This window comes from Pandoraea horticolens (assembly GCF_902459555.1).
Taxonomy (GTDB): Bacteria; Pseudomonadota; Gammaproteobacteria; order Burkholderiales; family Burkholderiaceae; genus Pandoraea; species Pandoraea horticolens.
Genome location: NZ_CABPSM010000007.1, coordinates 136731 through 161766 on the forward strand (window position 1 = coordinate 136731; position 25036 = coordinate 161766).

The 25036-nt window shown below is 62.1% G+C and carries 23 protein-coding genes; 5 read left to right on the forward strand and 18 right to left on the reverse strand.

Going from position 1 to position 25036, the window contains the following annotated elements; translation table 11 throughout:
• Positions 1-298 precede the first annotated feature (298 nt).
• Positions 299-1294 carry an ABC transporter substrate-binding protein gene (locus tag PHO31112_RS13535; RefSeq protein WP_150620981.1) on the forward strand — a complete coding sequence of 332 codons (996 nt, stop codon included), beginning with the start codon at positions 299-301 and terminating at the stop codon, positions 1292-1294.
• A gap of 17 nt (positions 1295-1311) precedes the next feature.
• Positions 1312-2046, forward strand: coding sequence for an aspartate/glutamate racemase family protein (locus tag PHO31112_RS13540; protein WP_150620982.1), 735 nt, complete (start codon positions 1312-1314; stop codon positions 2044-2046).
• 59 nt (positions 2047-2105) lie between these two features.
• Here the strand turns inward: PHO31112_RS13540 and PHO31112_RS13545 are convergent, their stop codons facing one another.
• From PHO31112_RS13545 to PHO31112_RS13590, 10 genes are all read right to left on the reverse strand, one after another.
• A complete protein-coding gene (locus tag PHO31112_RS13545; protein WP_150620983.1) occupies positions 2106-2534 on the reverse strand; it encodes a Rossmann-fold NAD(P)-binding domain-containing protein in 429 nt (142 codons plus the stop codon).
• Positions 2531-4204 (reverse strand): GMC family oxidoreductase, encoded by a 1674-nt coding sequence (locus PHO31112_RS13550; RefSeq protein WP_150620984.1) that lies wholly within the window; start codon positions 4202-4204, stop codon positions 2531-2533. The genes PHO31112_RS13545 and PHO31112_RS13550 overlap by 4 nt, the downstream gene beginning before the upstream one ends.
• 27 nt (positions 4205-4231) lie before the next feature.
• Entirely contained in the window at positions 4232-5764 is a 1533-nt protein-coding gene (locus PHO31112_RS13555; RefSeq protein ID WP_150620985.1) for an aldehyde dehydrogenase family protein, read from the reverse strand.
• Between the two features lie 10 nt (positions 5765-5774).
• Positions 5775-6797, reverse strand: a complete 1023-nt coding sequence (locus tag PHO31112_RS13560; protein ID WP_246178162.1) for an ABC transporter substrate-binding protein — start codon at positions 6795-6797, stop codon at positions 5775-5777.
• An 81-nt stretch (positions 6798-6878) separates the two neighbouring features.
• The gene (locus PHO31112_RS13565) at positions 6879-7700 is read right to left on the reverse strand and encodes an ABC transporter permease (RefSeq protein WP_150620986.1); all 822 of its coding nucleotides are present in this window, start codon (positions 7698-7700) and stop codon (positions 6879-6881) included.
• Positions 7697-8548, reverse strand: coding sequence for an ABC transporter ATP-binding protein (locus tag PHO31112_RS13570; protein WP_246178164.1), 852 nt, complete (start codon positions 8546-8548; stop codon positions 7697-7699). The genes PHO31112_RS13565 and PHO31112_RS13570 overlap by 4 nt, the downstream gene beginning before the upstream one ends.
• Positions 8549-8631: 83 nt before the next feature.
• On the reverse strand, positions 8632-9228 hold the full coding sequence (locus PHO31112_RS13575) for a glutathione S-transferase family protein (protein ID WP_150620987.1): 597 nt from the start codon (positions 9226-9228) through the stop codon (positions 8632-8634).
• A gap of 47 nt (positions 9229-9275) precedes the next feature.
• The gene (locus PHO31112_RS13580; RefSeq protein ID WP_036661961.1) at positions 9276-9647 is read right to left on the reverse strand and encodes a RidA family protein; all 372 of its coding nucleotides are present in this window, start codon (positions 9645-9647) and stop codon (positions 9276-9278) included.
• 34 nt (positions 9648-9681) lie between these two features.
• Positions 9682-10812, reverse strand: a complete 1131-nt coding sequence (locus PHO31112_RS13585) for an LVIVD repeat-containing protein (protein WP_150620988.1) — start codon at positions 10810-10812, stop codon at positions 9682-9684.
• An 11-nt stretch (positions 10813-10823) separates the two neighbouring features.
• Positions 10824-11963, reverse strand: coding sequence for a cupin domain-containing protein (locus PHO31112_RS13590; RefSeq protein ID WP_246178167.1), 1140 nt, complete (start codon positions 11961-11963; stop codon positions 10824-10826).
• Positions 11964-12273: 310 nt separating this feature from the next.
• On the opposite strand from PHO31112_RS13590, the gene PHO31112_RS13595 reads away from it, so the two are divergent.
• On the forward strand, positions 12274-12906 hold the full coding sequence (locus PHO31112_RS13595) for a FadR/GntR family transcriptional regulator (RefSeq protein ID WP_174995708.1): 633 nt from the start codon (positions 12274-12276) through the stop codon (positions 12904-12906).
• A gap of 152 nt (positions 12907-13058) precedes the next feature.
• Here PHO31112_RS13595 and PHO31112_RS13600 read toward each other — a convergent pair whose 3' ends face one another.
• The 8 genes from PHO31112_RS13600 to PHO31112_RS13635 all read right to left on the reverse strand — a co-directional run bounded on the left by PHO31112_RS13600 (position 13059) and on the right by PHO31112_RS13635 (position 20975).
• A complete protein-coding gene (locus PHO31112_RS13600; RefSeq protein ID WP_150620990.1) occupies positions 13059-14087 on the reverse strand; it encodes a zinc-dependent alcohol dehydrogenase in 1029 nt (342 codons plus the stop codon).
• 43 nt (positions 14088-14130) lie between these two features.
• Positions 14131-14811 (reverse strand): DUF4286 family protein, encoded by a 681-nt coding sequence (locus tag PHO31112_RS13605; RefSeq protein WP_150620991.1) that lies wholly within the window; start codon positions 14809-14811, stop codon positions 14131-14133.
• 33 nt (positions 14812-14844) lie between these two features.
• Complete coding sequence (locus PHO31112_RS13610) at positions 14845-16236, reverse strand: MFS transporter (RefSeq protein ID WP_150620992.1); 1392 nt, start codon at positions 16234-16236, stop codon at positions 14845-14847.
• A 34-nt stretch (positions 16237-16270) separates the two neighbouring features.
• Positions 16271-17413 carry a porin gene (locus PHO31112_RS13615; protein WP_174995709.1) on the reverse strand — a complete coding sequence of 381 codons (1143 nt, stop codon included), beginning with the start codon at positions 17411-17413 and terminating at the stop codon, positions 16271-16273.
• A 258-nt stretch (positions 17414-17671) separates the two neighbouring features.
• Positions 17672-18583 (reverse strand): LysR family transcriptional regulator, encoded by a 912-nt coding sequence (locus tag PHO31112_RS13620; RefSeq protein WP_150620994.1) that lies wholly within the window; start codon positions 18581-18583, stop codon positions 17672-17674.
• Positions 18584-18653: 70 nt separating this feature from the next.
• Complete coding sequence (locus PHO31112_RS13625; RefSeq protein WP_150620995.1) at positions 18654-19079, reverse strand: cupin domain-containing protein; 426 nt, start codon at positions 19077-19079, stop codon at positions 18654-18656.
• Between the two features lie 76 nt (positions 19080-19155).
• Complete coding sequence (locus PHO31112_RS13630; RefSeq protein WP_150620996.1) at positions 19156-19983, reverse strand: AraC family transcriptional regulator; 828 nt, start codon at positions 19981-19983, stop codon at positions 19156-19158.
• 122 nt (positions 19984-20105) lie between these two features.
• Positions 20106-20975, reverse strand: coding sequence for an AraC family transcriptional regulator (locus PHO31112_RS13635; RefSeq protein WP_343042742.1), 870 nt, complete (start codon positions 20973-20975; stop codon positions 20106-20108).
• A 220-nt stretch (positions 20976-21195) separates the two neighbouring features.
• Here PHO31112_RS13635 and PHO31112_RS13640 point away from each other — a divergent pair, with 220 nt between their 5' ends.
• A complete protein-coding gene (locus PHO31112_RS13640; protein ID WP_150620997.1) occupies positions 21196-22884 on the forward strand; it encodes a 2-isopropylmalate synthase in 1689 nt (562 codons plus the stop codon).
• A 385-nt stretch (positions 22885-23269) separates the two neighbouring features.
• Entirely contained in the window at positions 23270-24949 is a 1680-nt protein-coding gene (locus tag PHO31112_RS13645) for an acyl-CoA synthetase (RefSeq protein WP_425495194.1), read from the forward strand.
• Positions 24950-25036: the final 87 nt, after the last annotated feature.

Sequence of the window (25036 nt, forward strand, 5' to 3'; positions counted from 1 at the left end):
TCGCCAGCGATTCGCGTTGGATATCGGAACTATGACGTACTGATTCGGTAGCGCATCATCCCTGACCGCCCTTAGCGGGGGATAACCCGTACGTGCTGCGCCGATATCCGCCTGCGATGCGGGCGATTTTCGGTGTCGGACGAATGAAATAGGATATCGGGCCTCATTTTCAACCTGCCGCGCTACGAATTTTGGTATTCGCCAAAATGAAGCGAGGATGTACTTGCGAACGTACTCCCTCGCCGAAGCAAAGCGAATCGGCGACGGTCTCTTCCTTCACCGCTTACCGAGGACGCCCATGCTCCCCAAACTCTTTGCCAAGCGACTGTCCAGCGTCACCTTGATGTGCTCGCTGATGGCGAGTTCCGTTGTCGCCAATGCAGAAACGGCCGTCATCGGGATCGCCAATTTTGGTCCCCACCCGGCACTGTCGAGGACCATTTCCGGCTTTAAGGAGCAATTGGCAAAACATGGGTTCATTGAAGGTAAAACAGTCACCTATGCCTATAGCGACGCCAACTTCACGCCAGGCCTCATTCCTCAAACTTTGGCTCAGATCGTCTCGCAGCGCCCCAAGGTGATTTTGACGGTGACGACCCCCGTGGCGCAGGCTGCCGTTCGCAACGTGTCCGACGCACGAATTCCACTCGTATTCTCTCAAGTCACGAATCCCATTGCGGCCGGGCTGGTGCCCGATTGGGAGCATGGGAGCGAGCGCATTGTCGGCACGGCAAGCGTGACCGACTACGATGCGGTACTGGCATTTGCGAAGAAGATATTCCCGCGCGCGAAATCTTTTGGCGTTCTCTACAACGCAGGGGAAGTCAACGACGTTGCCGCCATCAAGAGTCTGGGGGTGGCTGCGGAAAAAGCCGGCATGAAGATGGTCGCGACCAGCGTCGATACGACCATCGATGTCCCGCAGCGCACGGGAACGATGAAGGGGCTCGACTTTTTCTATGCCATTGGCTCAAATCTCGTGCAGTCTTCGCTTCCCGCAGTTGCCAGCGTCACCGATCGACTCAAAATGCCAATTCTGTCGGCCGAGCACGAACTCATTCGCAAGGGGAACCTGATTGCGGTTGCCTACGCGCCTTCATACGAATCGCAGGGGGCGCACGCTGCTGATCTCGCTCTAGCGCTCATGAACGGCAAGAAGCCCTCGGAACTGGCGGTCTATCGCCCTCAGCCCGGCGACTATCTGGCGTTGGTAAATCGAAAAAAGCTTGAGCAACTTGGCCTGACGATTCCTCCCGAAATGCGGGACTGCAAGTGCTTCGTCGATCCCCAATAGCCGGAGAGCGCCTCGCGATGGAAATCAATCCGGATCGGCAAGTTCGCCAACGGGTCGTGCATGGCGTAACGCTGGGCATCTTGATGCTCGATACCGGCTTCGAGCGACTACCCGGCGATATTGGCCACGCATCGACATGGGATTTTCCCGTTCAGTACGCTTTGGTCAGCGGCGTGACGGGGCCGCAGGTCATGTCGCCGGGTGCGGGCGGCAGTCTCGACTTGTTCGTCACGGCGGCGCATGATCTCGTGGCGTTGGGGGTCGACGGGATCACGACGAGCTGCGGGTTTCTGGCGGCATACCAGAGTGAGTTGCAGGCGAGATGTCCCGTGCCGATCGCAACGTCAAGTCTGCTGCAAATCCCGATGATTTCGAGGATGCTGCCGTTCGGGAAGCGCGTCGGTGTATTGACGGCGCGGCGAGAGGCAATGACGCCCGCTCACTTGACGCAGGTGGGTGCACCGCCCGACTTGCCCGTCGCGGGCCTGCATGAGACGTCACACTTCTTTATCAGCCAGTTGCACAATGCCGCGTCGGTAGATCCCGCGCGGAACTTCGCCGATCTGCTTGGCTGCGCTCAGGAATTGCTCACAGAGCACCCGGATGTCGGCGCGATCGTCAGCGAATGCACGAATTTCTCCCCCTACTCGGCCGCGCTCGCCGACGCCCTGAATATGCCGGTGTTCGACATCGTCTCCATGATCGAGTGGTTCCACCAGGGTCTGCGTCCTCGGCGGTTTCACACATTTTGACCAACCATCGTTTCGTAGACACTCACAGTCCATTTAGCGCGTAACGCCGCGCAAACGCGCTAAAAACTGCAACAGTCGCAAAGCAGTTCCGGATTGAGGAGATCCGGCGGGTGCCCACCGAGTCTACCGAAGCCAAAGGCGGCGACCAGATTCTCGACCGCGCGCCCGGCATCGGGCGACGACATCGCCCGCACCCCCGCGCGAGTCATCGCCTCGATATCCATGCGCGGTTCGCTCGGCGTGAGGCAGCACACGGCTTGGAGCACGTCGAGACCATCGAGCATCTGCGCGTCGATGACATCCCCCTCGCCCACAAGCGCCGCCGCCGCCGGGCGAAGCTGTTCGATCAGCGCGGCACGCGTCATCTGCCCGGCGTGGCTGCACAACGCCACGTCGAAAAATCGGTCGAGACGTTCGATGGCGGCATCGTCCAGCGGCTGCGTGACAACCACGCGGTGCCGGCGCAGCCCGGCAAGGGCGAGCTTCATACCGCCACCGCTTCGCCGCCGGCGTGCGCCGGCTCAGCCGCATGCATCGGAACGCGCCCGCGAATCATATCGGCGGCGCGTTCGGCAATCATGATGACCGGCGCGTTGATGTTGCCCGACGTCAGGTCGGGCATGACCGATGCGTCGACCACCCGCAGCCCACGCACCCCCTTGACGCGCAGTTCGCTGTCGACCACAGCCATCGGGTCGTCGTTGGTTCCCATCCGGCACGTGCCCGCCGGGTGGTGGACCGTAATCGCCGTCTTCCGGATAAAGGCATCGATTTGCGCATCCGACGAACTCGACGGTCCCGGCGCAATCTCGGCACCGATGTATGGCGCCAGACTCGGTTGCGCGGCCAACTCGCGCACGATCCGCACCGACGAGCGTAACGCCGCCCAGTCGTAAGGCGTAGACAGGAAATTCTGGTGGATGCGCGCTTTCTGGGACGGATCGCTCGAAGTGAGCCGGACTTCGCCGCGACTCTCCGGATGCAGCAAGACGGTGCGGCACGCAAAGCCGTCGTTGAAGGGTTGTTTGAATGGCTTGAAATACGGCCAGGCTCCCAGCGGGGCCGCCGTCAGCAGCAGTTGCAAGTCGGGGGCCTCGCTCGAATCGGGGGCTTCGCCGCTGTGCATGAAACCGACCACGCCGCCCGGCACATCCGACGCGAACCCGTTTCCGGTCAGATACGCGCGAATCAGTTGAACGCCAATACGGTCAAGGCGCATCATCCGGTGGAACGGCCCCGGCATTGCACGGCGATACATCACGATCACCGAGGGATGGTCCTGAAGATTACGGCCGACCCCAGGGCTCGCCACCAACGCCGGTACGCCGATCTGCGATAGCTGCTGCGGATCGCCAATGCCCGAGAGCATGAGCAACTGGGGGGTATTGATTACCCCGCCCGACAGCAAGACTTCTCGACTGGCCATCGCCACATGTTTCACGCCGTTCTGCCAGTACTCGACCCCGACCGCCTTGTCGCCTTCGAGCAGCACGCGAGACGCGAGCGCATTCACCTCGACCCGCAGGCCCGCGCGAGCGCGCGCCGGGTGCAGATAGGCGCTTGCGGCACTGCAACGGCGTCCGTTGCGAATCGTCATCTGAAGGCGGCTGAAACCCGCCTGCGTCGCACCGTTGTAGTCGTCGACCCAACGATGCCCGGCGGACGTCGATGCCTCGGCGAAAGCACCGAGCAACGAGTCTTCATAGCGGCATCGCTGCACGTTCAACGGCCCGTCGGCACCGCGAAAGGCGCCTCCGCCCTCCTCCCAACGCTCCTGCTTTTGAAAGTACGGCAGCACGGCGTCGTAGGACCAGTCGCGCAGCCCGTAATCGCGCACCCATCGCTCGAAATCAGCGCGATTGCCGCGCACATGCGCCATGGCGTTGACCGACGACGAACCGCCGATCACCTTGCCGCGCGCACATTCCACGCTTCGTCCGCCAACATTTTCTTCCGGCTCGCAGTCGTACATCCAGTCATGCAACCGCTTCGTGAGGATTTTGCCCCAACCGAGCGGGATGTGAATCCAGGGGTCGCGATCCCATCCCCCGGCCTCCAGCACGAGAACCCGGACGTCGCGGTCCTCGGTCAGACGATTGGCGAGCGTACAGCCCGCCGAGCCCGCGCCAACGATGATGTAATCAAAAGTGGTTTGCATGCCTGGGTCCTGCGATCGGTTGACGGGTCAGCGCTGCGTGGCAACGCGGCGCAGGCTCACATGAATGTTCTTTTCCTGCGTGAACGACAGCATCTCGCCGAGACACTCCTCCCGGCCCATGCCCGACTGCTTCATCCCGCCGAACGGCGCGCCAAGAAAATGTTTGCCGACCTCGTTGATCCATACGAACCCCGCATTGACCCGCGACGCCGTGCGCATGCCTTTCTCGAGATCGTTCGTCCAGATGGCACACGTCAACCCGTAGTCGAGTGCATTCACATCGGCCAGCATCTGCGCCTCGTCGTGCCATTTGATGATCGACAGCACAGGGCCGAAGATCTCCTCCCGCGCGATACGCATCTGCGGCTGAACATCGGCAAACACCGTCGGCTCGATGTAGTAGCCGTTTGCCAGCGCCGGATCGTCGGGCACCTTGCCGCCATACACGAGCCTCGCCCCTTCTTCATGCGCCGAGGCGATGAACGCGAGAACTCGCGCATGCTGTGCCTGACTGATGACGGCGCCCATGCTGGTTTTCGGATCCGTCGGCAAGCCTGGCACGAAGGCTTTGCATCGCTCGGCAATGCGTTCGACCACGGCGTCGTACAAGCTCGCATGCAAAAACAGGCGGCTGGTGGAGCCGCACGACTGGCCGCACCATGTGAAGTTCATGCCGGCAACCGCACCGGCCGCCAGCGCATCGGGGTCGACGTCGGGATAGGCAATCAGGGCGTTTTTCCCGCCCAGCTCCAACAGCATCGGCTTGATGCGCTCTGCGGCGCCACGCGCCACCGCACGTCCGGTCGGAACGCTGCCCACCAACCCCAGCATGGCAACATCGGGATGCGACACGAGCGACTCCCCGACATCGCGCCCGCCATTGAGAATCGACACCACCCCCGGCGGGAACAGACCACCGACGATCTCTGCGAGCCGCAACGAGGACAACGGGGCCTGCTCGGGGGGTTTGACGATAACCGCGTTGCCTGCCGCGAGCGGTGCCGCCATCTTGCCTGCCGCGAACATGAAGGGATGGTTGAACGCCACGATTCTGGCGACTACGCCCACGGGCTCGCGTACGGTGAAGTTGATCGCTTCGGGGCCCATCGGAATCGAAGCCCCTTTCATTTCCGTGACCAGCCCCGCGAAGAACTCGAACAGCGCCGCAGCAACCATCACGTCCCCCGTCATTTCAGCGACCGGATTGCCGCAGTCGGCAGCATCCAGCAAGGCCAGATCGGCGGCGTGTTTGCGCATCTCGACGGCGGCGGCCCGGAGAATCCGTGCCCGCTCGAGCGGCGGCGTATCGCGCCATACGGCGAACCCCTGCCGGGCAGCGGCGACGGCGGCATCGACATCGCTCGCGTCACCCACGGCGACCCTGCCGATCCGAGACCCGTCACCGGGGCTGTAGACGTCGCCATAACGGCCCGAGCGCGGGGCATGCCACGCGCCGCCGTAGTACAGGCCATCATGGGCAGGCAACGTCAGCCCGGCACCGCAGCCTTGCCATTGAGAAGACTCGGAAGCCCGCGAGTTTTCGGACAGGATGACGCTCATCTCGACCTCCTCACTTGCGCAGCGGCTTGGCCGCTGTCAGGAATTTCATATCGAAGCCGCCGCTCGCCTTTGCGCTCGCGTCAATCGAGCCCTCTTTCTGGAGGACGTCGAACATGTCACCCCAGCGCTTGCCCTCAATCCAACCCATGCCATTGGCCGCGGTATCGCCCGAGTACATCGTGTGCTTGAAGTCCGCGTCGAGTTGCTCGGCGAGGATCTTTTCCTGGCCCTTGTACTCAGGGTTAGCCTTCACGATGGCGGCAACCGCCTCGTCGGGATGGGCGACGACATATCCGAACGCCTCCGTGTACGCGTTCACGAAGCGCTGAACGAGTTGCGGATTCGCGGCAATCATCTTGTCCGAAGTGAACATGCCCGATCCGTAGACGTTCAACCCGTGATCGGCGGCCTGGAGTATCGAAAGCGACCCCGGACCGCCCGTCTTCTCTTCGAGCAGCGGCACCTCGGCGTCGATGTACCCCGGCACGGCATCGACACGGCCCATTACGAGGTAATTCTCATAAGGCGGCGCCACCGTGCTTTGCTTGATGTCGGCGAGCGACATGCCGTTCTTGCTGAGGAAGGCTTTCAGAAACACGTAGGTCGAACCGGCGGGATGCACGCCGACATTCATGCCCTTGAGATCCTTGGCCGAATTGAGCGGCTTGCGCGCCTTGACCGACACCATCGCCAGAGGGCTCTTCTGATTCACGGCCACCAGCGCAGTATTCGACACGCCCTGCGTGCGGGCGACCAACAGCGTGGAGAGGTCTCCGAAGCCGAACTGCGCGCTGCCATTGGCCACCATGCGCAGCGCATCCACCGAGCCGGTGCCCTTGCGGATCGCCGTCACGTTGATCCCCTGCTTCGCGAACATCCCCTTGTCGCGCGCCACGAAGAACATCGCGTGGTTGCCGCGCACGACCCAGTCGAGTTGGACGATGACGTCGTCGGCTGCCGACGCCGGCGCTGCAGCGCCCAGCAACGATACCGAAACGAGAAGAACCGAAAACAGTTTGCTCAATCTGCTCACGCTGGTGCTCCTGCAAGAAGAAACGCTAAGAAAGAGAACACGACGACTACCCGGCTAAGTGGCTAAATGGCGACATGGCGTTCAGTGACGCGCTTCGCCTCCCCAGGTAATGAAGCGGTATTCGAACCACTCGACGGCGTAGTAGAAAAGCACGCCGAGCAGCGAGACCTCGACGAGTGCCGCAAAGACCAGCGGCATCTGCATTTGCGTCGAGGCAAACTGAATCACGTAGCCCAGCCCGGCCGAGGCGCCGGCAAATTCACCGACGATGGCGCCGATGACGCTCAGCGTGATCGCGACCTTGATACCCGCCATCAACGCCGGCAACGAGTGTGGAATCTGTACGCGCATCAGAATCTGGCTTCGCGTGGCGCCCACCGACTTGAGCAGCGCCACCAGATTCGGATCGGCCGAGCGCAGCCCCACCAGCATGTTCAAGGCCACCGGGAAAAACGCCATCACGACGATGAGGAGAATCTTGGGCATCAGGTCGTAACCGAACCAGAGCACGAATATCGGGGCGAGCGCGATCTTGGGCACGTTCTGGAAAACCACCATCAGCGGATAGACCGCGCTGCCCAATCGCTCGAAACGTGCAATGCAAATGGCAAGTGCGGCACCCACCACAGAGGACAGTACGAATCCGTACAGGACCTCGCGAGCGGTCACCCACGCCGCGGCGGCGAGTTCCGGCTGCTTCGCCACCAACGCCCCGGCGATCTGTGTCGGCGTCGGCAGCACGAATGCCGGCACGTCGAACAGGCGTAGCCCCGCCTCCCACAACACCAGCAGCACGATCGTCAGCACCACACCGGGCCCTGCACGCCACAGACCGCGAAACGGTTTCGGGGCGGCGCGCCCGCGCGCGCCGGCCGGCACGACGTCGGTAGGCGATGCACTCATGATGTCCTCCCGGCCCGATGGCCTTCTTTGAGACGCTTTCGCAGATGCGAGGCCGTCTGGGCAAATGCCTGCGTGGCGTAGCTGTCCTCGTTGCGGGGATACGCCAGCGGTACTGTCAGGCATTCGAGAATGCGTGCGGGTCCGGTCGCCATGACGGTGACTTCGCGCGACAGGAACACGGCTTCGTCGATCGAATGCGTCACGAAGACGATCGTCTTGCCCGTGCGCTGCCAGAGATCGAGCAGAAAGTCGCTCATCTCTTCGCGGGTGATGGCGTCGAGCGCACCGAACGGCTCGTCCATCATCAGCACCTCCGGATCAAGCGCCAAAGCACGCGCGATCGAGACGCGCTGACGCATTCCCCCGGACAACTGCGACGGCTTGCGATCCACGGCATGCCCGAGGCCAACGATGTTCAGCAACTCAAGCGCACGCGTGCGAATGGCGTCCTTGTCGCGCAGCGTGCCGACCAGCTCCATCAACAGACACACGTTATCGAACGCGCTCTTCCACGGCATGAGCGCCGCCTCCTGAAACACCAGGCCGATGCGACGCTGCCGAACCGCCTCGGACGGCGTCATACCGCCCACGCTCACCCGTCCCTGCGTGGGCGCCTGCAATCCCGCAAGCACCTTGAGTAATGTGCTCTTGCCACAACCTGACGGCCCCACCAGCGAGGTGAATCCGCCGCGTTCGACCGACAGATGAATGTCGTTCAGCACGCGATTGATACGGCCGTGCGTCTCGAAGTCGACGCAAAGACCGCTGACGCTGATGTACGGCTCAGACGATGTCGTCGCCGTCGAGACGGCCATCTGCGGCATATCCGGCCGATCGAGACTTGCCATAGGGATGCTCCAGTCTTGCGTTTTTTTGGAATATCGCCGCGTCTCAGCGAGCGCGCGGCGAGCGCGTCTGTCTCAATGTCCGTTCAGCCCGCGCTCGTGGCCTTCGCGAATGCCGGGCGCTCTTCGATGCGAGCCAGCCACGCCGCGATGCCACGCAATTCGGGCAACGCGAACGGGAAGTTCACGCAGCGCTTGACCAGCGGCGCCAACGCCACGTCCGCGAGACTGAACGACTGACCGGCACACCACGGAACCTCACACAGGTGAGTGTCCAGAATCGTCAGTTCGGCGGCGAGGTTCGGCCCCGTATCGGCAGACTGTTCGTCCTTCGACTTCTTCGCGTCCTTGAATCCCGCGAGGTAGACGGGGTTGAGCGATGCCAGCGCCCAGTCCATCCAGCGCTCGACAAATGTGCGCTGCGCGGGATCGTCCGGATACAACGACGTGCCCTGCTGGCTGGCGAGGTAGCGCAGGATCGTGTGCGATTCCCAGATGACGAGGTCGCCATCCGCCAGCGTGGGCACCTTGTTGGTCGGGTTCATCGCGAGGTATTCCGGAGTGCCGGTGTTGCCGAACTGGCGGCCATAGTCGAGCCGCTCGTAGGACTTGCCCAGTTCTTCGAGAAGGAAGATGACTTTCTGCACGTTGCCGGATGTGGCACGTCCGTAGAGCTTCAGCATGTCGATGTCCTCAGATGATGTTCAATGTCTTGGCCGATACAAGCGATTCACAGCGGCCGGTAAGCGATGCATTCGATCTCGATGCGTGTCGTAATCACGGCACGTGCCTCGACGGTGGTCCGTGCGAGCCTGCCGTCCGGGAAGAATTCCTTGAATACGCCGTTGTAACGCCCGAAGTCGCGGGCGTCTTCGAGGTAGACCGTCGCCTTGACCACGTCGGCCAGATCGCACCCCGCCTCGCGCAGTGCGCGCTGCACGGCGAGGATCGTGGCGCGTGTTTCGTCCTCGATCGTGCCGCTGACCATCCGCCCATCTTCGTCTTTGGCAACCTGGCCCGAGACGAACACGTAGTCCCCCGCCCGAACCGCCGGATGAAACGGCAGGTTGGGGTTTTTCTTGCCATGTACCGAAATCGTCATTGCCGTCCTCTTTGTCTTCGTTGGCGTCGAAACGTCATCCCGGGAAACATTCGATGATGTCGATCCCCTGTTGCCGGTCGAGCAGGTACACGAGCCCCCGATCGTCGATCGTGACGTCGTTGGACGACGCGCGCTCACAGCCGGCGGGGGCGTCTGGCTCGTAGAAAGCGATCTCCTTGGGCGCAAACGGATCGGAGAGATCGACAAGCCGCATGCCCTTGGCGAACCAGGCGAACGGCAACGTCGTTCCCACAAAGCGCTCCGAGGGCTGGTGACAACCCGACATCGGTTCGCGCGGCGATCCGTCGGGGTCGACACCGGCGACCTGAAACGTCGATATCGGCATCGGCTGGCGTTCGTCGGTAATGTCGTACACCCAGGCGAACGACGGCGGCGACGGCCGCAGTTTCGCGACATCTTCGTCGGCCACCACCATGACGCGACGCCCTTTGACAAGGCCGGGAATCGGTAAGGCGGTATGCGTCGGGTGCGGATGTGCCGGGCCGCTGTTGATCCCCGAGATCAGCTTCGGCGACGACATGTCCGAGATGTCGAGAATGAAAAAGCCGTGGTGCCAATAGGACACGTAAAGACGATCGCCCATGCGCAGCGGGTGATGGCATCGCGGGCGGACGTAGTCGTCCCACGGGTATTCCTCTCCCGCACCGACGTTCTGCCCCGGAATCCACCAGCGGCCGACTTCCTCGGGTCGCTCGGGTTGCGCCAGATCGAGAATCTTGACGATGTTCCCGACGAAACCTTCAGCCGTTGGCGAGATATATGCGAAGCGGCCGTCGAAGTCATAGCGGTGCACCCCACCAGCCTCGCCGCCGGAGTACCAGCGCGAGATCAGTCGTGGCTCGGACGGGCGCGTGATGTCGAATATGCCAAGACCGCCGCCAAAGTCCGGTGCGCCCTCACGGAATTTTTCGTAGTTCACGAGCATCACGCCGTCCTGCACGCGAACCTTGTGCGAATGCCAGCCCATCGGCACTTCGAGCGTCGCCAGCAAGCGCGGATGCTTGGGGTCGGAAACGTCATAAATCGACGTGCCGGCTGGCGGACGCATGTGCGAGACATACAGGATGTTGCGATCGACCCACACCTGTCCGCCGCCGGGGCAATCGATGTGGCTCACGAGCCGCGTATTCCATGCCTTGGCCATGGAGGCGCCCCTTAGTCGAGAAGCATGACGTCGCCGCCAGCGGTCTTGCCCCAGCGTTGCAGCAATCCGAATGCGCGAAGTGCCGGCTCATCGCTCGCAATGAATACGATGGCCGGCTGCGTGGCGCTGGTGTTCTCGTATTCGGCCCACGTCCCGCCAGGTACCGCGAGCGTATCGAATGGCTTCGTCTCGAAGGCTTCGCCGTCGAGAACGGCGCGCACCTCGCCCTCCAGCGGCGACACCAGCAGACTTGCCGTCTGCTTCATCGGCAGCGTGCGCTCGCCGGGGCGCAGCATCTGCATGAAGAACGTCATCGTCTTGTAGACCGGGCCGCCCCGCAGCGGATCGACGTACTCGATACGTAGCCCCTCGTATGGGTTTTCAGCCCACTCCCGGTGCTTTTCCAGCAGTTCGCGCACGGCTTCGTATCGATAGATGAACATCGGCGACGAGCCGTTGGCTCCGCGTCGATGGTCGACAAAGCGAGGCATCAGGCCACCTGCCCCGTAAGTGATCGCGGAGTAATCAGCGGGGAAGCGCGCGGATTGCTTGCGCATGACGGCGCCGCCTTCGCTGTAGTCGTGATCGAACGAGAGCGCGTTGAGCGTCTCGACCAGCGGGTAATCGAGCACCGAAAGGTTGATGGCCGGCTCGTTGCCGACATTGCCGTGGTTATGCCAGGTGTCGCGCGGCGTAAGGACCATGTCGCCCGGTCCGAACACGACGTCCTCGCCCTCCACGCCGGTGAAGTTCTGCGAGCCGGTCAAACCGAGCCGGATGGCACTCGCGGTATGACGATGCGGCGGCATGATCTCGTTCGGATCGTTGAGCCGGTACGCCGTATACATGGTGGTCACCGTGGCCCGCCTCGGCTTGAGTCCCGGGTTGGTCAGGATCAATGAGCGACGATCGGAGTCGGCGGTGGAAATGAGGCGGGCGGACTGCTGCAACAGCGGCTCGAGCACTTCCTTGTAACGCCAGATATAGGGCACTGCACGCTGGCCCTGCATCAATTGCTTGATCTCATCGTGCTCGACATCCGAGCTTCTGGCCCAGAACGGGAACAGATGCGCGTTGCCGATCTCCTCATACATCTGCCGAGTCTCCTGCTCGCTAGTGCGAACTGCGGCGTCCTGCGTGGCTTGCATCATGCTGCGCTACCTCCGAGTGGGGTTTCACGAACCGCTGATGCAAACGAGTAGATCAAGACAAATTTTTTATGTCAACCAAAAATGTTATTGGTCGTTATGGTTGATATACTTTGGTTGAATTTTTGGTTGAACCAAACCACTGTATTGGGAGGCATAGAGGTCCTACACAGGCGCTAATTACAAAGCTCGACGGCGAATTAGCAAAGCATCCATCGAGTTAGCCGATGGTTGTAAAATCCGCTATCATGCTGCCTCGATGTGCTTTTGGCACGCAACCAAATGCCTTGGTTGCGGAAGGGAGAGAGAAGTTATGGTCGACTTGGTTGAGAGTTTGCGAAGCCGTCTTGCCAACGGCGACGCGTTGCCGGCAGAGCGGCAATTGGCAGACGAACTGGGGGTGAAGCGCCATCAGTTGCGCAATGCATTGAAGGTGCTGCGCGACGAGGGCGAATTGGAGACTCCGCGCGGACGCAGCGAGGGGCAATCCAGGCGCAACGGTGAGATATTGGCCGGGCACACGAATGCGCTGGAGGTGATCGAACTTCGGCTGGCGCTGGAGCCGTTCCTTGCGCGCCTGGCGGCGGTCAGGGCGACACCGGTCGAGATTACGCGCATCGAGCGCGCAGCAACGACGTCGCCCGGTGCCGACCGAGGCTCGACCGACCTCGCCTTTCACCGTGCCGTCGCTGCCGCATCGGGTAACGCACTTGCCGCCGATATCTATCAGATCATCCGGCGAGTCGGCTCGGACATCCGCTTACATGTGCCGCAACCCGTACCCCACTGCCCGGAACGCATCCGGCAGCGCGACCAGGAACACCAGGCGATTGCGCAAGCCATTCGGAATCGCGCCCCCGACCTTGCGGAAACGGCGATGCGCGAACATTTGATCCGTGTGCGAGAGCAGATCATGGCGCGGATGGTGCCCGGTAGCCAGAACTGACCGGCAAAGTGCTTTGCCCCGCAAGGCCCGATCTACGCTCGTCTGTCCGAGGAATCGAACCGCGATCCGCCTGCCGAAGTTGCCGTGGCTTTTCCCTGAGCACCGCCGCCGCGACGACCGGTCTGCCGGTCGTCGGCTTCGGTCATCTGATGTCACGGAACCAGCACGATCTTCGATCCGATCTTGTTGCGCGCCATCTCGAAGCCCTCGATGGCCTGCGCGAGCGGTAACCGGTGCGTGACCATCGGCTCGAGCGCCGCGTGATTCTCCACCAGAAAATCGCGCACTTCCTGCCACGTCGCGCGTGTTGCGCGGTAGGTGCCGCGAATTTGGTGGCGCAAGCGCACGAGCTTCGCACCATCGAAGCTGATGGGCTTGCCATGAATGCCGCACACCACGAACACGCCCGAAGGACGCAGCACGTCGAGCCCGGCCTGAACCGCCGCGCCGGCGCCCGTCGCCTCAATGACGATGTCGTATTCGTTCTCGCCCAGGAGCGTACACATTGCCCCGTCCGGGGCACCGTCGAGGTCCAGCGTGGCGTCGATACCCAGTGCGCGCGCCGTCGCGAGACGCTCGGCATCGTTGTGCCCGACCAGCGCCACCCGGGCGCCGCGCGCCTTCGCCAGCACCGCAATGGCCTGACCAATCGTGCCCGGCCCCATCACCAGCACGCGATCTCCTGCGCGCACGTCTGCCGTCTTGACGGCGGACATACCGATGGACAGCGGCTCCGCCAGCGACGCGATACCCGCGTCCATGCCGGGGGGCAGCGTCAGGCAATTGCGGGCAGGCACGCGCACACGGCTGGCAAATGCGCCATCGCGCATCATGCCAATGCCCCGGCGGTCGCGGCACTCATCGACGCGCCCGGAAACGCAGTACTCGCACACGCCGCACTCGACCGAGGGGATGACGACAACGGCATCGCCGCGCTGGAGCGTGCTGACCTCAGCGCCAAGCGTTGCGACACGGCCCGCAAATTCATGGCCCAGCGTCACCGGGAACGCCGCTCGCAAGAAGTCATAGCCGCCCGACCAATCGTAGATATGCACGTCGCTGCCGCAAATGCCGGCGGCAGTCACTTCCACGATCACATCGTGCGCGCCGGGTTGCCCGGGTTCGGGGACATCGCGCCATTCGAGGCCGAAGGCAGCGGTGGTTTTCTGAAGTGCTTTCATCGGGGGCTCCGGTAATCTTGTGTTGTCGCGTCGGTGCGCGCGGTTATGGTGTACGGCGCAGCGAAACATCGACGTCGTCGTGACCGATCGCGAAGATCAGTGAATACACGTCGATATCGGGTGGCGAGGAGACCGGCAGGGCATCGGCAACGAGCGATGCGATGCGCTCGCTCAGCGCGCCTGCTGCCGCAATGTCCTCCGTCTCGACGAGCAGTACGTGCGTGGGCATATCCGATGCCTTCCAGTGCGCAAATGCGCTTGGCTGTGCCTCGAAGACCTCGCCCAGATGGGCAGCTACGGCCCCCTCAAGCGCAGCACATGTTTGAACTAACGGCAATGCCGCAACCGCTGCGGTGGTCGAAGCATGGATCCGCACGCACGCGAGTGCACCGCCGGTGCCTCCTCCGGTCGACGCCAGCGTCCGGCACGGCGCGCGCAGCACATGGGTCAACGTCGAGCGCATATTGGCGGACCATGGCGTCGGCGTGTCGATCACGTTCAGATAAGCCAGCGAGCGGAACACTTCGGGCGACACCGCGCCGTAAGCCGTGAAATACTCCCGCTGCCCCGGCCGGGCATGCCGATAGCGGCGCCCTTCGATGAAGCCGTCGATGCCGACGCGCTCCGGCACATGCTCGCGGGTATGCCAGCGGTTGTATTCCTTCGCATGCTGCGGCGTGACGTCATTCCAGAGCGCGAGAAACGCCGGTCCGGGAAATGCCATGAGTCGTTTATCCAGTAGTCGAGAGAGGAGCGTTCAGCGGGTACCGGAGTTTCCAGGCGTCAACGCCGGCGCCAGCGCCGATGCCGGTTCGCGTCGGGACGCAGGCATCGCAAACATGCACAAAGCGGCAAGCAACGCGGGCACACCGACGATCAGAAACAGTACCGGATAGGCCATGCCCGAGCCAAGCAGTACGCCACCGATGCTGGAGCCGAGTATCGAGCCGAAGCGGCCGATGCCGGTCGCCCACGCTACGCCTGTGGCCCGATTCGCCGTGGGGTAGTACGTCGCCGCCAGACCATTGAGACCGACCTGCGTGCCGCTGATGCACACACCGGCGATGTACACGAGCGGTGCCAGCACAGTGGCGTTGCCGAAGGCGCGGCCAATACAGATCACGGTCACGAAGGCCACGGCGTATGCCGCGCCCAGCACCCATGCCGGTCGCGCACTGTCCATCACGCGCCCCAGCAACAGCCCCCCCGTCGTGCCGCCAATGGACCATAGCGCAGTAACGAGTGCGGCGTTGCGCATCGAGCCACCGGAATTCGTAATGATGGTCGGCAGCCAACTGGCCATCAGGTACAGCACCGAAAGCCCCATGAAGAAGGCCGCCCACAGCAGCAAGGTACCGCGTGCGTAGGGTGCCACCATCAGTTCGCGTACGGGCGAGCGGCTTTGCTTCGTCTCACGCGCGGCGAACGTGGTCTGCGACGTGACGACATCCGGGGCGATCTGGCGCCCCAATGCGCGCAGGCGATTCTGCTCATGAGGACGGCGCAGCGCAAGAAAACGCATCGACTCGGGCAGCAGCATCCACAGGACAGGCAAGAGCAACAGCGGCAGCACCCCGCCCACGAGCACCATGGCGTGCCAGCCGTGCCGTTCGATGATCTGCGAGGCGACCACGCCACCGAAGGCAGAGCCCATCGAATTGCCACACATCATCAGCGTGATGATGGATAGCTTGCGCTTGCCCGACGCGTACTCGGCCGTGAGCGTGACGGACGCCGGTGAAGCGCCGCCGATACCCGCACCGGCGATAAAGCGCAGGATCGAGAGTTCGGTGACGTTGGTCGCGAACAGAGTAGCGAGTGTCGCGAGACCGAACGTGGCAACCGACGCCAGCAACACGAAGCGGCGCCCGCGCCGGTCGGCCAGCGGCCCGAACAGGAGCGAGCCGGCCATCATGCCCAGCAGCGCAGAGACGAAAATCGGCGAGAGTTCCGCGACCGACAGACCCCACTCACGGCGCACGGCGGGCGCGATATATGCCGCCAGCCCGATGTCGATGCCGTCAATGGCAACAATCAGAAAGCACAGCACGACGACGCGCCACTGTAGGCCCGACATCCGGCGCCCGTCGAGAAAGGATTGCAGATCCAGCGACGCCGGAGCGTTCGGAGATGCGAGAGTGTTTGGCATGCGAGTTCAGGTTCCGTCGATGTGTCGATGAGGCTCAGAACACCTTGCGCAAACCCACGCGCACGGCCAACTGGTTGGGGGTAGTGGACGCCGTCAGGCCAAAGATGTCGGCCACGGCCACATTGCCCGTCGAGTCGCGCCCGCTCGCGTGTTGCCAGACGAGAATGCCGTAGAGGTACGTCGTCTTCGAGAAATTGTAGGCGGCCCCGCCTTCGACAGACTGATAGTGTCCGCCCGGCGCGAAGCTGTATTGGTAGCCGACACCCGCCATCGTGCGGGCGGAGAACGAGTATCCGTAGTTGATCTGGTAGTTGTTGAAGACGGCGTTGGGCGGCGCCAACGGGTTGGCTGCGGTGCGCACGATATCGAGAAAACGCACGTTCTCATACATGACCGATACCTGTGAGCTACCCCACGTGTATTTCGCGCCGCCACCGACGACCTGCTGGCTCGTGGCCGTGACGTAGTTCTGGAAGATCGGGTTGGTGACCGGGTTCGAATAGGCGGCCCCCGGCCGCGCCGTGGTTGCCGCGCCGAAGATCGACGTGCCTGGCGTACGCATATTCATGTAGGCGCCGGCGATTTGCAGCCCGCCGCTCGTGTACGAGGCGCCAACGCCGTAAGTCCGGTCTTGCGCGAAGTTGCCTGCAACGTTGCCGAACGAGAACATCGTGCTGAACTTCAACCCACCATAGGTCTGGCTCTCGTACTTGATGACGTTGTTGATCTTGTTGTAATTCCACGAGCCGTCGATGTCGCCCAACGTCGCGCCGAGTCCCCCCGCAAACATGAACGAGGTCGACAGCGGCACGAAGTAGTCGTTGGTCATCGAATACTGGTGGCCAATCGTCAGCGTGCCCAGCCGTTTGTCTGACACGCCGACGAACGCCTGCCGGCCGAACAGCGTGTTCGCCGGTTGTGCAACGCCGTTCATGATGTTGAAGCCGGCTTCGAGCGTGAAGATCGCCGATAAGCCGCCGCCGAGATCCTCTACACCGCTAAACCCGAACTTGTCGCCTGCGCGCCCGCCGCTGGCAGCCTGCCAGGCCGACTTTCCGCCGCTGTTGTTAACGTAGGTCATGGCGGCGTCGACGGCGCCGTAGATAGTCACGTTGCTTTGCGCGAACGCGCTCAGCGAGCATGCCGCAAGCGGCAGGCAGGCGATCCAGTGCTTCACGGTTGTCTCCTGTATCTCTTTTGTTCTTTGTTTGTTCGCGCCCGGCGTGTCTGTCCTGAGCACTGACGCAGCGGGCGGTCTCTCCTTGGTGCCGGGCGTCTGACATACCGCGCATCGGCTGGCGAGAATAATGGGCGAACGCGGCCCCGCGATATAGGGGCGAAGTGGAAGTTCAGAACACGCGATTCAGAAATAATCGTGAAATTTCGGTGCCGAACGTTTGCGACGGTTCGACAATCGCAACCGCCCAAGTGCAAGTCACAGGTAAGTGCCCTGCTGTTCGAGTCTGGCGAGTCCGGCGACGAGGAAATCCAGCAGCGCGTGAAACAGCTTGGGGTTGTGATGATTGGCCGGACGCAGCACTTTGATCCAGTAGTCGGGCAACCCGAACCCGGGAAGCAGTTGCACGAGGTGCCCTGCCTGCACGCTGTCATTGGCCCGATAGCGCGGGAGAATCGCCACGCCCATGCCGTCCAGGCAAGCGTTGTGCATGGCGTCGATATCGTTGGTCGCAAACCCCCCATCGACGCTCACCTGAATGTCGCCCGCACGGGCGTCGGTAAACGTCCATGTACGCACGGTGCTTTGATACGAATAGAGCAGACACCGATGACCCGGCAGGTCCGAAGGGTGCCCGGGCGTGCCGTGCTGCGTCAGATAGTCGGGCGACGCGTAGACATGACGCTTGAACGGACACAGCGGAAATTCTTCGACGCCGTCGTAGGTGACAGGCAAGCCGGTGATGACGAAGTCGAAGTTCTCCAGCACCGGGTCGACGGCGCGGTTCGCCAGTTGAAGCTCGATGCTGGCCTTGGGATGGGAGAGGAAAAACTCGTTAAGTAGCCTGCCGAGGAAATGATTAGTGAACGATGCCGGGGCCTTGACGCGCAAACGGCCGCCAAGCGAGCGGTCATCGACCGCGGCGCGCTCGGCAAGGCGTTCGTAAGCGCCCAGGAAGTCGCGGGCGCTACCCAGCATGTCCCGCCCGGAGGCTGTGAGCGTCAGGCTGCGCGTGGTGCGTTGAAAGAGCAGGACATCGAATTCCTTTTCCAGCGCACTGACCCGCTTTGTCACCACCGGCGCTGAGACGTCGAGCCGGCGCGCCGCCGCCGTAAAGCTGCCCATCTCGACCACGGCGAGGAAAGCTCGCACGTTTTCTACACTATCCATCGCTCCCCACCTCTTTGCGCTGATGGAGATGAATTGTATCGAGGGCGGCGCCCGGGCAACAGAACTTACTTTAGATCCACTGGTCGTTCTCGACGGTACGCCCGCCCGTCGGACCGTCTCCCGTGTTCACCACACCTCGCGGTTCGACCAGCAGCAGCTTCGCTTCTGCGTCTGCACAAGTTCTGTGTTCGACATCTTTTGGCACCACCGCCATCTGACCCGCACGCAGCACAATGGAGCTGTCGCCCGACGGCCCTGCGCGAAAATCGATGCGCAACTCGCCTTCGAGCACGATGAAGGTTTCGTCGGTGTCGGCATGCCGGTGCCACAGGAAATCGCCCTCGACCTTCACGACCTTAAACTGATAGTCGTTCATTTCAGCGACAACGCGCGGTTGCCAATGACCGTCGATCTGCGCGAGCTTGCCGATCAGGTCAATGGTCTGGCCTTGGCCTCGCTCGGCCGGCACGGCGATGGGGTTCGGGGATTGGGACATCGTTCTCTCCGTTCAAGGGTTGATGCCCCGAACGATACACATGCAAATTGCGGCCGTATTGAACGATCGTGGGTGTTTAGCAACGCTTGACGCCGCCCGCAATGTGAAGCCAGCGCCCCGGCGTCAGCCCGAATGTCCTCGCGAAATGTCGCGTCATGTGGCTCTGATCGGCAAAACCCGCAGCCGCAGCGGCATGAGCGAGCGAAGTGCCGCCGAGCAGCATGCGGCGCACCGCATCGAGGCGCCGCATCGTCAGATAACGGTATGGGCTCGTGCCGTAGAACGCGCGAAAGTCGTGCGACAGACTCCAGCGATCGCGGCCCGTCGCCGTTTCGAGTTCGTCGAGCGTGACAACGCGCGCGCAGTTCGTATGCAGATAGTCGCGTGCGCGCCGCGCCGCAAGGAAGTCGCCTTTCGGGCGTCGGGCGGGCATGCCGGCAATGGCGACAAGCGCATGCGCCAGTTCGGCGAGCGCATCGCTCTGTTCGAGCGGCTCGAGCGTAAAGCCGACGTGCTGCAACAACGTCGCGGTTGCCGCCGCAAGGCGCGGATCGGTTGTCACGCCGCCATCGACGAACGGCAGCGCGCGTCCACCGAGCACGTCCTGAAAGAGCGCGGGTTCAACGTAGATCATCCGGTACCGGAACCCTTCGTCAGTGCCCGCCTGGCCATCGTGAGCTTCGTCTGGGTGCAATACGATCGTGTTGCCGGGCAAGCTGTTTCGCCCGCTGCGCCGATAGCTGAAACTCTGGACACCCGCGAGCGTGCGGCCAATCGCATAGGTGTCATGGCGGTGCATGGCATACGCCTTGCCATGAAACCACGCCTCGATCCGCTCGACGCCTTCTATCGGTTCGGCACGTCTCACCCAGTCGGAGGATGAGCGCAGCGCTTGTCGGTTCATGATGTATTTCCCTGGTTGGCCGGAAATGTCGCATTGAGGCACGACTCGCTCAGTCGCAGCCGGTCCGCCGTCGCTGATTGCCGCGTGGAATTCGTCGTTGAAGAAGGGTCCCAAAGACACCCTCACGATCCCGGACGATGAATCGAAACGAAAAATTCGGATGGTGGCCGCCCGAAGTGTTTTTTGAAGGCAACGGCATAGGCACTATGACTTTCATATCCGCTGTTTAACGCGACCTGCGTGATAGGCGCACCGTCGAGGAGAAGGGTCATGGAAGACATCAGTCGCGTCTGTTGGCGCCACCGCCCAAATGTCAGTCCCGTGCATTTCTGAAAGCGACGATGGAATGTCTTGGTGCTCATGGCCAATGTTGCGGCCCAATCGTCTGCCATAGCAGGATGCGCGGGATCGCTAACCAGCGCGTCGCACACCCGCCGAATTTGCGCATCGGATGGCCAGGGCAGATGAAATGGCAGCGGGGGCTGTAAGCCCAATTCCTCCAGGAGCAAGTCCCCCAGAAGTTTTTCGCGTTTCGAATGAGCGGATTTGAGATCCAGGGACGTCAATGCGCCGATCAGCTCCCGCAACAAGGGGGAGACATGGAGAACGCAGTCCTGCGCCGGCAGGCGCACCGCTGCAGCTTCGTGGATAAAGATGCCATGGACCGCGGCAGGCGCGGGTATGACCAGACGATGGGGTATGCCAGGCCGCAACCAGACGGCAGTGGTCGGGGGGACCAGCCAGCGTCCCGTGGCAGCCTCGATCAGCAGGACACCGTCGGCGGCATAAAGCAGATGTCCCCGGCGGTGGGAATGCTCAGGCACGACATGGCCCGCCGGGTATCGGGTGACTACGCCGGTAATGGGCAAATCGGAAGACTCGTGATCGCCGAGGTCGAGCGCCCTGGCACCTTCTGACGGAGAAGCAAACCCCATTTCGAGACGCATGTCCATTTTGATAAAGAATATGTCCATTGTTCTGTAGATGGACATCGCGGTCAAGCCTATATTTCCATCAGGAGATCATGTTTTAAGACAAGCTCATGTGCGCTTTCCTACTGCTTCCGCGACAGCTACTACGTCTGACACCCGGTCGGGGTCTGGACGCATTCACCTGCGTCATGACCCATCCTGATTCCCCCTGACCCCGACCTCGGCCAGCTTCCTCCAAGCAGGGGAATCAGGTGTTCCCGATTCCTTCTTCGAGGTTTTTATGTTGGCAAATCCTTCCTCAAAGTATCGTGCGTTTCCGGTCATCGACATGCCGGATCGGCAGTGGCCATCGCGCGCGCTGACCCAAGCCCCCATCTGGCTTTCGACCGATCTGCGAGACGGCAATCAGGCGTTGTTCGAGCCGATGAATCGCGAGCGCAAACTGCGCTTGTTCAACGAACTGGTGCGCATCGGTTTCAAGGAAATCGAGGTGGGCTTCCCTGCGGCGTCCAGAACCGACTTCGAGGTCGTGCGTCATTTGATCGACGCCAGTCTCATACCGGATGACGTGACCCCAATGGTCATGACGCAATTGCGAGAAGACCTGATCGAGGAAACCGTACGCAGTGTTCAGGGCACGCGCCGGGTGATTGTCCATTTCTACAATGCCATCGCTCCGGCTTGGCGCGAAATCGTCTTCGGCATGAGCGTGCCGCAGATCATCGAGATGGTTGAGCACCATATCGCCTTGTTCGGGAAGCTGATCGCCCAACATCCGCAAACGGAATGGGTGCTCCAGTATTCTCCCGAGACTTTCTGCATGGCGGAATTGGACGTGTCGCTCGCCGTGTGCAATGCCGCCATCCGCGCATGGGATGCCGGGCCGCAACGGCCCATGATCGTCAATCTCCCCACGACGGTCGAAGTTTCCACGCCCAATGTCTTTGCAGATCAGATCGAATGGATGCATCGCCGGTTGGAGCGGCGTGAGCATGTCGTGCTGTCTGTGCATCCGCATAACGACCGCGGAACAGGTATCGCATGCGCCGAACAGGCGATGCTGGCGGGTGCGCAGCGGGTCGAGGGCTGCCTGTTCGGCAACGGCGAGCGCAGCGGTAACCTGGATGTCGTCACGCTGGCACTGAACCTGTACACGCAGGGCATAGCGCCGGGACTGGATTTTTCCGACATTGCTGCGCTGGCGCGCATCGCCGAGGAATGCACCGCCTTGCCGATTCACCCGCGCCATCCCTACGTCGGCGATCTGGTGTTTACCGCGTTTTCCGGCTCGCATCAGGATGCCATTGCCAAGGGCTTTGCCGCGCAGAACCCCGACGGGATCTGGCGTGTTCCTTATCTGCCGCTCGATCCGCACGACCTCGGACGCACCTACGACAGCATCGTGCGCGTCAACAGCCAGTCGGGCAAAGGCGGCATTGCGTTTCTCCTGCAACGCGATTACGGCGTGGTGATGCCTCGCCGCATGCAGATCGAATTCAGCGCCATCGTTCAGGAACTGGCCGATACCAGCGAAACCGAGCTGACCAGCGAGCAGATCTGGGCCGTCTTCGAGACAACCTATCTTGTTCATGACGACGACAGCGCCGGTCATGCCTATCGGCATCATCGCCTGTTCGATACGCCGCAGGGCCAGGGCATTGAACTGGAACTGGTGTCACCGGACGGGACTGTGCTTACGCGCCAAGGCGTCGGCAATGGTCCCATCGCGGCAACGGTCGCGGCCCTTGGCCTGCCGTTGCGCATCGACAGCTACGAGGAGCGCAGCCTCAGCACGGGTGCGGATGCTCTGGCAATGGCGATCGTGGAAACGGTTTGGCCTGGTGTGCCGGGTTCCCGCTTCGGCGTGGGAAAGCATCGGAACATCGTTACCGCGTCGGTACTTGCGGTACTGAGCGCTACCGCGAGATTCTCCAAAGCGCCTGAGCTTGAAATGGAGGGGCATTCCTGATCGACGGTGTCGGTCAGGACGCAGACTGTCGTTACTCGCATCTTCGCGCCCTTGCACAGGTCCGTCTGCGTCCCATTCCCGTCGAACACATGCCGCAGTCGCCGCGCGTACCGTCGTAGAGCGATTCCACGCCCACCGCAAGGCGCGCATCCACGTCGAGCCCGTGCCCCGCTTCAACACCGCCACCTGATACGTTGCGGGCGCGATGCCGTCATCGGTGCCCGACGCAACGTCGGGCAATCCCGAAAAGCGCCAATCCACCGCATGGCAACCCATATGTCTCATGTGCTACGCTCAATCCTAGCGAATCCAGTACAAGAAAACGCAACGATCACGCCTGCATAGCGGGCACTGATACCAGTGGAGAAGACACCGAATGGCAACAATGTACGACACAGGCCTTGCGCGCAGAGAAGCAAACTACGTCCCCCTGACTCCGATTGATTTCATCGCCAGAGCCGCTGATGTGTACGGTGACAGGCTCGCCGTGGTGTATGGCGACACTCGTCGCACATGGGCCGAAACGTATGCGCGGACCCGACGCCTCGCCAGCGCGCTGCAGCGCGCCGGGATCGGAACCGGCGATACGGTGGCCGCGCTCCTTCCCAATATTCCCGAGATGGTCGAGGTCCATTTCGGCGTGCCGATGGCAGGAGCGGTGCTGAATACGCTGAACACCCGGCTGGATGTGCAGACAATCCTGTTCATGTTGCGACACGGCGAGGCGAAGGTGCTGATCGTCGACACCGAATACTCGCAAGTCGCACAGGCCGCAGCAGCAGCGTTTCCTGCGCTGCGCATCGTCAGCGTTGCGGATGCCATGCCGGCGGACCCCTCGGCGTTCGCCTCTGCCGTCGACTACCCGGCTTTCCTGGACGGGGGCGACCCGGATTTTGCCTGGTCTCCGCCTGCGGACGAGTGGGACGCGATTGCGCTCAACTACACGTCCGGAACCACCGGAGATCCCAAAGGCGTCGTGTACCACCATCGCGGCGCGTATCTGAATGCCGTTTCGAACATCCTCGAATGGGATCTCCCGAAGCACGCCGTCTATTTGTGGACGCTGCCGATGTTCCACTGCAACGGTTGGTGCTTTCCCTGGACCATCGCTGCACGTGCAGGTGTCAACGTTTGCTTGAGAAGATTTGATGTAAATCAAGTTTTCGAGTTGATACGCCGCGAGAAGGTGACCCACTATTGCGGTGCGCCGATCGTTCAGAGTTCGCTCGCAAACGCGCCGGCGGAACTTCGGCACGGTATCGGCCATCGCGTCGCGACGATGGTCGCCGGCGCGCCGCCGTCACCGGCGGTGATAGGAAAGCTCAACGACATCGGGGTCGACGTGACGCATGTCTACGGACTGACCGAGGTCTATGGTCCGGCGTCGGTATGCGCAAAGCAAGAGTCGTGGTCGGCACTGGACGACGATACCCAAGCGGCGCTCAATGCCCGGCAAGGCGTACGGTATCACCTGCAAGCCGCTGTAACGGTACGTGACCCCGCCACGTTGGAGGTGGTCCCTCCGGACGGGGAGACCATTGGCGAAATCATGTTCCGCGGCAACATCTGCATGAAAGGGTATCTGAAGAACCCGAAAGCCACCGACGAAGCATTTTTCGGCGGATGGTTTCATACAGGAGACCTCGGCGTCATGTCTCCGGACGGCTATATACGCATTAGAGACCGAAGCAAAGACATCATCATTTCCGGCGGGGAGAACATCTCCAGCATAGAGGTTGAGGACGTGCTTTACCGCCACCCTTCCGTTTCCGTCGCGGCAGTCGTTGCAATGCCCGATGCAAAGTGGGGCGAAGTTCCTTGCGCATTCGTCGAACTCAAAGCAGGCGCAACGGCGACAACCGAGGACATCATCAAGCACTGCAGAGAGCACCTGGCAGCCTTCAAGGTGCCGAAACGGGTGGCGTTTGGCGAACTGCCAAAAACGTCGACAGGGAAGATCCAGAAGTACGAATTGCGTGCACGCGTCCAATCTGCGTCCGCGATCGATCTTGCCGGCGACAGTGCCACCGGAATGCCGCGTACCTCGTCTGACAGCAAGGTTTGACACAGCGGATCTTCACCGCAAAAAAACCGGCCTGAGCCCCTAACGACTCCGGCCGGTTTCCTCTGTGCCCGATTTAGGCGAGAGTCG

What these genes read in the sequence shown, in the direction of transcription:
- PHO31112_RS13535 (WP_150620981.1), top strand. Translation starts at nt 299, where the DNA reads ATGCTCCCCAAACTCTTTGCCAAGCGACTGTCCAGCGTCACCTTGATG.
- PHO31112_RS13540 (WP_150620982.1), top strand. Translation starts at nt 1,312, where the DNA reads ATGGAAATCAATCCGGATCGGCAAGTTCGCCAACGGGTCGTGCATGGC.
- PHO31112_RS13545 (WP_150620983.1), bottom strand. Translation starts at nt 2,534, where the DNA reads ATGAAGCTCGCCCTTGCCGGGCTGCGCCGGCACCGCGTGGTTGTCACG.
- PHO31112_RS13550 (WP_150620984.1), bottom strand. Translation starts at nt 4,204, where the DNA reads ATGCAAACCACTTTTGATTACATCATCGTTGGCGCGGGCTCGGCGGGC.
- PHO31112_RS13555 (WP_150620985.1), bottom strand. Translation starts at nt 5,764, where the DNA reads ATGAGCGTCATCCTGTCCGAAAACTCGCGGGCTTCCGAGTCTTCTCAA.
- PHO31112_RS13565 (WP_150620986.1), bottom strand. Translation starts at nt 7,700, where the DNA reads ATGAGTGCATCGCCTACCGACGTCGTGCCGGCCGGCGCGCGCGGGCGC.
- PHO31112_RS13570 (WP_246178164.1), bottom strand. Translation starts at nt 8,548, where the DNA reads ATGGCAAGTCTCGATCGGCCGGATATGCCGCAGATGGCCGTCTCGACG.
- PHO31112_RS13575 (WP_150620987.1), bottom strand. Translation starts at nt 9,228, where the DNA reads ATGCTGAAGCTCTACGGACGTGCCACATCCGGCAACGTGCAGAAAGTC.
- PHO31112_RS13580 (WP_036661961.1), bottom strand. Translation starts at nt 9,647, where the DNA reads ATGACGATTTCGGTACATGGCAAGAAAAACCCCAACCTGCCGTTTCAT.
- PHO31112_RS13585 (WP_150620988.1), bottom strand. Translation starts at nt 10,812, where the DNA reads ATGGCCAAGGCATGGAATACGCGGCTCGTGAGCCACATCGATTGCCCC.
- PHO31112_RS13590 (WP_246178167.1), bottom strand. Translation starts at nt 11,963, where the DNA reads ATGATGCAAGCCACGCAGGACGCCGCAGTTCGCACTAGCGAGCAGGAG.
- PHO31112_RS13595 (WP_174995708.1), top strand. Translation starts at nt 12,274, where the DNA reads ATGGTCGACTTGGTTGAGAGTTTGCGAAGCCGTCTTGCCAACGGCGAC.
- PHO31112_RS13600 (WP_150620990.1), bottom strand. Translation starts at nt 14,087, where the DNA reads ATGAAAGCACTTCAGAAAACCACCGCTGCCTTCGGCCTCGAATGGCGC.
- PHO31112_RS13605 (WP_150620991.1), bottom strand. Translation starts at nt 14,811, where the DNA reads ATGGCATTTCCCGGACCGGCGTTTCTCGCGCTCTGGAATGACGTCACG.
- PHO31112_RS13610 (WP_150620992.1), bottom strand. Translation starts at nt 16,236, where the DNA reads ATGCCAAACACTCTCGCATCTCCGAACGCTCCGGCGTCGCTGGATCTG.
- PHO31112_RS13620 (WP_150620994.1), bottom strand. Translation starts at nt 18,583, where the DNA reads ATGGATAGTGTAGAAAACGTGCGAGCTTTCCTCGCCGTGGTCGAGATG.
- PHO31112_RS13625 (WP_150620995.1), bottom strand. Translation starts at nt 19,079, where the DNA reads ATGTCCCAATCCCCGAACCCCATCGCCGTGCCGGCCGAGCGAGGCCAA.
- PHO31112_RS13630 (WP_150620996.1), bottom strand. Translation starts at nt 19,983, where the DNA reads ATGAACCGACAAGCGCTGCGCTCATCCTCCGACTGGGTGAGACGTGCC.
- PHO31112_RS13635 (WP_343042742.1), bottom strand. Translation starts at nt 20,975, where the DNA reads ATGTCCATCTACAGAACAATGGACATATTCTTTATCAAAATGGACATG.
- PHO31112_RS13640 (WP_150620997.1), top strand. Translation starts at nt 21,196, where the DNA reads ATGTTGGCAAATCCTTCCTCAAAGTATCGTGCGTTTCCGGTCATCGAC.
- PHO31112_RS13645 (WP_425495194.1), top strand. Translation starts at nt 23,270, where the DNA reads ATGTACGACACAGGCCTTGCGCGCAGAGAAGCAAACTACGTCCCCCTG.